This window comes from Thermostichus sp. MS-CIW-38 (assembly GCF_054058415.1).
This window is the reverse complement of sequence record NZ_JBSSAH010000037.1, coordinates 23,543-30,624: the sequence shown is the minus strand read 5'-3', so window position 1 is coordinate 30,624 and position 7,082 is coordinate 23,543. Positions and strand designations below refer to the sequence as shown.

Here is a 7,082-nt window from a genome sequence, read left to right as displayed (position 1 = left end):
AAACAGAAAGATCAACTGGTAGTAATCCGTACTGAACATATTATACATTATTTTCAGTATAGTTGAGCTTATTATTGACTAGAGTCATGCTCTATGGTTCGGATCCCAGCCCTGCCCTACGAGTATGAAGTTCCCGGCCTGTCTCAGTTGGCCCTGGTGATCATCGATATGCAGCGAGATTTCCTGGAGCCGGGCGGCTTTGGGGAAATGTTGGGCAACGATGTCACCCAACTGGGATCCATTGTGCCCACCCTGAAGGGGCTGCTGGACTTTTTTCGTCAAAAGGGCTTAACCGTCATTCATACCCTAGAGGGTCATCAGCCAGATCTCTCCGATTGCCCGCCCAGCAAGCGCAAACGCGGCAAGGGATCCCTGACCATTGGGGACGAAGGCCCTATGGGGCGGATTTTGATTCGGGGAGAGCCGGGCAACGCCATCATCCCTGAGCTTGCCCCGATTGCGGGAGAGATCGTCATTCCCAAACCCGGCAAGGGGGCTTTCTACGCCACCGAGCTGCAAGCAATCTTGCAAAAGCGCGGCATCACCCACCTGCTGTTCACCGGGGTAACCACAGAAGTCTGCGTGCAAACCACAATGCGCGAGGCCAATGACCGCGGCTATGAGTGCCTGCTGGTGGAAGATTGCACCGCCAGCTACTTCCCAGAGTTCAAGCAAGCCACCCTGGAGATGATCCGGGCGCAAGGGGGCATCGTCGGCTGGACGAGTTCTGCTCAGAACATCCAAAAAGCGTTATCGGGTTTACAGTGAGTGTGAATAACCCAACAAGCGTGAGGCTGAACCGATGACACTGGCTCAGGAGGCAACTGCCCAAGTCCCCGCCTTTTGCGAAGGGATCCAGTACTTCGGGGATCCTTGGCCGGAATTTGACCGCCTGGGCCAGGCCCCTGCAGTGGATGCCGGCACCGGGAAGCTGAGGGATCCCGGCAGTCGTATGGCCGCCTACCAAACCTTGCTCTATGCCGATGCCTTGCGCTACCTCACCCTGCAAATGACCGCCAGCAAAGCCTCAGGCCATCCGGGCGGATTTGCCAGCCAAGCAGAAGCCTATGCCGCTCTGGTGTACCTGGGCCAGAAGAACATCCCCACCGAAGTCGGGCACCACGCGCCGGGCTTTTACGCGGCCATGTTCTTGGATGGATCCCTGGCCGAGATGGGCATCCACACCGTCGCCGACCTGCGGGCCCGTTTTCGAGAGCGGGAAGGGCTGTTGGGTCACCTCTCTGGCTACATTCCCGGGCTGCTGGCGCCGGCTGGGCCGCTGGGGCAGGGGCAGCACTTTGCCATGGCGGGGGCATTACTCTACCCGGATCGCCTCTTCCCGGTCACGATTGGGGATGGCGGCCTGGGAGAGCCCTATGTGATGAGCTCCATGATTCACTTCCACACGGCTTTCCCGCAGCGCACCAACTTCCTGCCGGTACTGGTTTGGAATGGCTACAGCCAAGAACACCACAGCATGATCTCCACCGCCAGCAACGCCCAGATGGCCGAGTATTGGCGGGGCAACGGCTTTGAGGAAGTGATTCTGGTGGACGCCAAAGACTTCGACGATGCCCAGCAGCCTGGCCCCTATGTCGATAGCACCCAGTTTTCCCTAGAAGCCCGCCTTGCCTTTGCCCAAAGGGTGCTGATCGAAATGGAGCGAGCCATCCAATCAGCCCTGAGCGGACAATTAACGGTTTTCATCCTCAAGCAACTGAAGGGGGCTGGGGTACATGCCAAGGGATCCAAGTCCCACAACCTCTACGGCCACCACACTCTGGATCACCCGGACATTGTGGCGGCTCTGCGGGCGCGGGCCTTACATCCGGCAGCTTGGGCCCTGGTGCGACAAAACTGCCAACGGGCAGCCGGGGGGCCAGCCGCCAAGGTGGCGGTTACAGAGTTCGTTCGGCCTTTGCCGCCTTTGGGATCCCTAAACCTGACGGAGTTTCCCCTAGGGGACAAGCAGGTTTCCACCACTGCCATCGGATCCCTGGTGGTGCAGGTGGGGCAGAAGGATCCCGACTTTTTGGTGGCCAATGCCGACGGCAACGAAGCTTCCGGCATCGCCAATGTGAACCAAGGTCTCAAGGTGATTCACCCCACGGTGGATCCCTTATACAACCAACAGCCCCAAGGCCAGGTCTACGAACCCCTGAGCGAAGATGCCTGCGCGGGGCTAACGGCGGGCCTAGCCCTCTTCGGCGGACGCTCCCTGTGGTGCTCCTACGAGTCCTTTGCCGTCAACGGCCTACCCATCTGGCAGACGGTAACCCAAGCCATGGCGGAGCTGCGCCGGCCCACCCCCTCGGCCATTGCCCTCTTCACTGCCGGCGCTCTGGAACAGGGGCGTAACGGCTGGACCCACCAACGCCCGGAAATTGAGGCCTACCTGGCAGCCATGATGCGCAACGGCAACATCTTTCCCCTCTTCCCGCCGGATGCCAACTGTGCCCAAGCTGCCTACGAATGGGCCTTATCCACCTGCAACAAAGGGATCCCTATCATCGCCAGCAAAACCCCCCTGCCCATCCGCACCACCCTAGAACAAGCTCGCCAAGCAGTAGAGCAAGGCTGCACCGTCCTTCAGGAACTTCCTGGATCCCGCACCGTGGTCTTTGCCGTGGTGGGGGATATGATTCTCCTGCCCGTGTTCGAGGCGGCTGAACAGCTCCAAGCCCAAGGGATCGGCTGCAAAATCGTCTCGGTGATTAACCCCCGCCGTCTGTATCGCCCCGGCGACGTGGCCTGGTCCACCTGTGCCCAGCCAGATGGGGAATTCATGTCCGACCAGGAGTTTGCCGCTTGGTTTGCCGGCGAGGCCCTCATCGGCGTAACAGGCGGGGCCAGCCTGATGTTGGAGCCTCTGACATTGCGCTACACTGGCCCGCGCGACATTTTTGCCTGGAAACGCGGGGAAACCACCGCCACCCCCGCCGAATTGATGGACTACAACGGCCTGACAGCCCAAGCACTAGCAGAACGAGCCAAGCAACTGCTATGCTGAGGGCGAGCTTTTAGCTTGGTTAGCATTGTCCACCTTATTTTTTCCTATTTTTTCCTATGACTGCGGCTAGCTCTCTCCGAGAGAAGCTTGAGAGGATATCTCCCACCGAGAGGGTAGAGCAAGTTATTGTCCAACACTTTGCTTTTCCTCTCCTGCAGGCGCTTGGCTTTGACGACTCGGAAATTAGATATGAATTCGAGACAGGTTGCGGCCAGGTCGATCTCGCAGCAAGAAAGAACGGAGATCCTGAAGATATTTTCTTGAGATCCCCGAAGAATCCCTACTTGCTTTTGGAGGCAAAATCTAGAGCAGTTAATCTCAGAGAAGGATCTTGCTATAGAGATGCAGTTTGTCAGATAGAAAGTTACTTGCTTGCCAAGAACTGCAAATCTGCAAAATGGGGAATTATCACCAATGCAAATAACATCCAGCTTTGGAGGAAGCACGGAAAAGTCGTTCACCCCGCTACAGCAAACCTTGATATTAGCTCAGATAACATTGAGAGCATAGTGCGTAACTTGCGAGACAAGATAGAAAACTATGAGCGCGCTCTGACTGTATGCGTGTATAACAATAAAGGGGGCGTAGGCAAAACAACGACGATCATTAACCTTGCGGCAACACTAGCAACCACAACACTAGCAACCAAGAGAAAAAAGGTCTTAGTTGTTGACTTTGATTCTCAGGGTGATCTGACAAGAAGTTTGGGAGCCACTCCTGGAAAAATTACACTGACGCAATGTTTAAAGGATCCCAAAATAGACATCCATGCCATTGTCCAAACATATAGACTCAAAGGCAAGCAGACTACCCTTCCCATCTTCGACATTATCCCAAGAGACCCTGAGCTGGAGACGTTGACCGACAGCCAGTCGCTAGCATATATCCAAAAGGGAACCCGACGCCTTCGAGATCTGATTGCCCCTCTTCGCAATGAGTATGATTACATCCTAATCGACTGCCCAACTCAATGGCTTTACTTCAGCCAAAGTGGTGTTTTTGCTGCCGATGTTATTTTGATACCTACCCGCCCCGACGATCTGTCTTCCCTGAATAATGCTGCTAGAGTAATCACCAGCTTTGTTCCAGAAACTGCTAAGTCACGACAGGATGGCGGCCCCAGGACTTTGCCTATCTTTTTCAACGGCGTTTCTTCGGGAAGTGAATACACTATTAAACTAGCTAACGAAGAGATAGATAAGCTTATCAACCAGGAGAAAAGTGTAGATCTACGTCCATATTTCTGGCCGCATTTTAAGAGAGGTAATGAAAACAAAAGCATTTTTAGGATACCTGACTATGCAGTGATATCCTCTGCAAGCTTTGCTCGAATTCCTGCCGTCTTTAGGGACAGGAGAGTTTTAGAATACTACCAGAGTCTTGCCCGTGAGTACTTTATCGATGAGTGAGTTTTCAGATCTAGGTAGGTTGGTTAACTTACCCCTTGAGAGCATTACGCCCGCCGATGGGTTTTCTGCTCCCTCCTTCCTTGTTGCCGCAGCCGCAGATCAGCTAAGGGCGACAGGAGGACACAACTGGGTTCCTCTGCTGGTGGTCGAGGCTGGCGACTATCAGTACAAAGCCATTGGTAACCATTTTGTCTATGCAGTTGCTCAAGAAGCGGGACTGGAAAGGCTATGGTGTATCGTTGTCGATCCTGATCCAGAGCAGGTTAAGCAGGCCCAGATTCTCGCCAAAGAAATTGTTCCGAAGGTAAATTTGACCAATACATCGAGAGAGACTATCTTGGCTGCGCTAAGATACCTAGCCGAGCAACCCAGCAGTCCCCTCAAGGGAGTCGATGTAACCATTGCAGCTGCCCGGATTGCAGAGGCGGATAGAAGTTGGTGGCAGGACTTAACCCCCATAACCAAGCTTGGGTGCAAAATTACGCGAGGCAAAAAACTGGATGCCCTATCGGAAGTATTTTTCGTAACTCCTACAGCGTTGCCCCCTACTCTGAAGAAATCATCCAAGAGATCTGCGGCATCCGCTGGCGCGAAGAAAGCGACCTCAACTCGCTCGCGGAAAAAAACAGAGGGAGAGAGCTGAAAGGGATCCCTTCAAAAACATATTCTCCTCTCCACATCACTGAGGCCCGACTCCGCTTGCTGTGGGATGCCTGCCTCAAGCCTCCCTTTGAATGGCTACTGCCACCCAAACAGCCTTGGCCGCTCTCAACAACAGCCTCCATGGCAGGTATGCTCTGCTTACCTAGGACGACCGGATCCATCTGGAGCTCATGCACAGGACGATCACCAGCATCTTGGAGATCGACCTGACCCAAACCGTCCGGTATTATCTTGACCACAGGGATCCCCCCCTTATTGCCTGGATCCTGGGCCGTGATCAAGCGCTCCAGACCTGTTGAAACCCTATGTCTTTCAAGGTTGGCACCACATCGGGATCCAGCACTGTAATCCGACACCGATCCTTGAGTTCCCTAACAGAATACCCAGAGGGTCGATGCTCTGAGCTGCCACACCAATCCGGTCGAGGGTTGGTCTTGGTACTACACACCCCATGTACAATCTCCATCCAAGCCTTGCGATCCTCTGATTCCCAAATGCTGAAGATACACCCCGTCCCCAGATAAGGCTGACTTAAAACCGGGATCCCATATTGTCCGGCCAAACTTCTGATCTGAACCTTGAGGCTGTCGATCAACGGAGCCAATGGCAAGGGCTTGACATTTCTGAGGGTAAATTGGCTGCCCCGAAAGCCTCGGAAGCTGGTGAGTTGATGCGGGGGTCTTCTCCAGCCAGGGCCAAGTCCACCCAGTTGTTGGGCAAGGTTCAGAAGATCACCAACTAAGGGCTGAAATGGCTCATTGCATTCGACGCGGATCCCCCAGGTTTCATGGGCGTCACGGGCAGGTATATTGGCGTAGCCATTGGCCAACCCATCCTCAATACTGAGAGCAGGCAATGGATCCGAGGCTTTGTAGCTACACAGCACCAAATCGGCAGGACAACCCAAACCGCCAAAGATTTTGTTAGTTAGCCTTTCAGTGTTCTGTATTCCCAACAAAGGCAAGGCCAAACGAGTAAACCATCCCCGCAGATTGGCCCGTAAAACTTGCGGGCTCCAACGATATTGTCCTTGTTGAGTCACCTGACCGCTCTCAACTTTATGCTGCTGCACACAGGGCTTCATCCCTTGCAATTCTATCGTCCATTGCCCCACAGGGATCCGTTCTGCTATCCGTCCAAATCCTGCATGGATCCCACGTCCTAGCCCTTGATGGCGCAACATTTCCTTCATCCGCTGAGTAACCCAGCTTTTCTGCTCTTCGGTCGGGATCTCTTTAAGGGTGATGTTGAGAGCATATTTGGGAGCATTCATGCCTTCTCCGGCAGGGATCTGCCATTGTACGCCCAACTTTGGATCCCTTTGATTAAAAACTTGCCAAGGTTGCTGAGGGTTAAGTGGATAAGGCTTGAGGTTAGATTTCTCCAAAAAGAGATTCTCAAACCGGATCTTTCTGGGTAGCCAAGCGGTTTGATTCTCATTCAGTAGCGTCCGCCAAAAGGCTTGCTCATTCGCCGGGATCCTGTCCCAATGTTTCCGCAAATAGTGCAACAAGGATCCTCTCACACTTGAGCCAGGGATCCAGGGTATTCCGGCTGCTTGGGCTGGAAGGATCCCACCTTCAGGAAAGCTACCCCCGCCGATTTGTAGTGGGCTGATCAGCTTGAGATCGCCGATGGATATTGTGCGTGGATCTTTAGTTTTGTTGAGGGCAAAGCAGGGCTTTCCATTCCAGGCTTCCGTAATATCTCTATTAGCCCGACTGTCGGTAATGTCGGAGGTTTGGGGGGTATAGCCGCATTCTTTATCGACATGTTTGGGATCTTCTTTCAGTCCATACCAGCGGGGACGTTCAGCAGGTAAAAGTTTGCGCATTGTTTAGGATCCTCCATTGTTTTAATCTGAGACAACCTACGAGAGGACTTTTAGAATTCATAGGGCATTTTAGCCCCCTCACCTTCTGGGAAGGTCTGCGACCCCAAAAGTTTAATGACTGGCCCGAGGAGGCGGTGGAGTTTCAACACCTTTACCTTCTGGGAAG

5 protein-coding genes and 1 CRISPR repeat array (1 of these 6 cut by a window edge) are annotated in these 7,082 nt (G+C 53.8%); of the genes, 4 read left to right on the top strand and 1 reads right to left on the bottom strand.

Annotated elements, in window-relative coordinates; translation table 11 throughout:
- Nucleotides 1-93: 93 nt before the first annotated feature.
- The 4 genes from ACVWXZ_RS11600 to ACVWXZ_RS11585 are packed head-to-tail and all read left to right on the top strand — an operon-like array spanning nucleotide 94 to nucleotide 5,062.
- Nucleotides 94-768, top strand: a complete 675-nt coding sequence (locus ACVWXZ_RS11600) for a cysteine hydrolase family protein (protein WP_457402424.1) — start codon at nucleotides 94-96, stop codon at nucleotides 766-768.
- Between the two features lie 34 nt (nucleotides 769-802).
- Nucleotides 803-3,010 (top strand): phosphoketolase family protein, encoded by a 2,208-nt coding sequence (locus ACVWXZ_RS11595; RefSeq protein WP_457482538.1) that lies wholly within the window; start codon nucleotides 803-805, stop codon nucleotides 3,008-3,010.
- Nucleotides 3,011-3,066: 56 nt separating this feature from the next.
- Entirely contained in the window at nucleotides 3,067-4,419 is a 1,353-nt protein-coding gene (locus tag ACVWXZ_RS11590; RefSeq protein ID WP_457482537.1) for an AAA family ATPase, read from the top strand.
- On the top strand, nucleotides 4,412-5,062 hold the full coding sequence (locus ACVWXZ_RS11585) for a Rho termination factor (RefSeq protein ID WP_414407019.1): 651 nt from the start codon (nucleotides 4,412-4,414) through the stop codon (nucleotides 5,060-5,062). The genes ACVWXZ_RS11590 and ACVWXZ_RS11585 overlap by 8 nt, the downstream gene beginning before the upstream one ends.
- A gap of 297 nt (nucleotides 5,063-5,359) precedes the next feature.
- On the opposite strand, the gene ACVWXZ_RS11580 is transcribed toward ACVWXZ_RS11585, so the two are convergent.
- A complete protein-coding gene (locus ACVWXZ_RS11580) occupies nucleotides 5,360-6,916 on the bottom strand; it encodes an RAMP superfamily CRISPR-associated protein (RefSeq protein ID WP_457482536.1) in 1,557 nt (518 codons plus the stop codon).
- Between the two features lie 66 nt (nucleotides 6,917-6,982).
- Nucleotides 6,983-7,082: a CRISPR direct-repeat array (repeat unit 36 nt) (it continues 2,141 nt past the right edge of the window).

What these genes read in the sequence shown, in the direction of transcription:
- ACVWXZ_RS11595 (WP_457482538.1), top strand. Translation starts at nt 803, where the DNA reads ATGACACTGGCTCAGGAGGCAACTGCCCAAGTCCCCGCCTTTTGCGAA.
- ACVWXZ_RS11600 (WP_457402424.1), top strand. Translation starts at nt 94, where the DNA reads ATGGTTCGGATCCCAGCCCTGCCCTACGAGTATGAAGTTCCCGGCCTG.
- ACVWXZ_RS11590 (WP_457482537.1), top strand. Translation starts at nt 3,067, where the DNA reads ATGACTGCGGCTAGCTCTCTCCGAGAGAAGCTTGAGAGGATATCTCCC.
- ACVWXZ_RS11580 (WP_457482536.1), bottom strand. Translation starts at nt 6,916, where the DNA reads ATGCGCAAACTTTTACCTGCTGAACGTCCCCGCTGGTATGGACTGAAA.
- ACVWXZ_RS11585 (WP_414407019.1), top strand. Translation starts at nt 4,412, where the DNA reads ATGAGTGAGTTTTCAGATCTAGGTAGGTTGGTTAACTTACCCCTTGAG.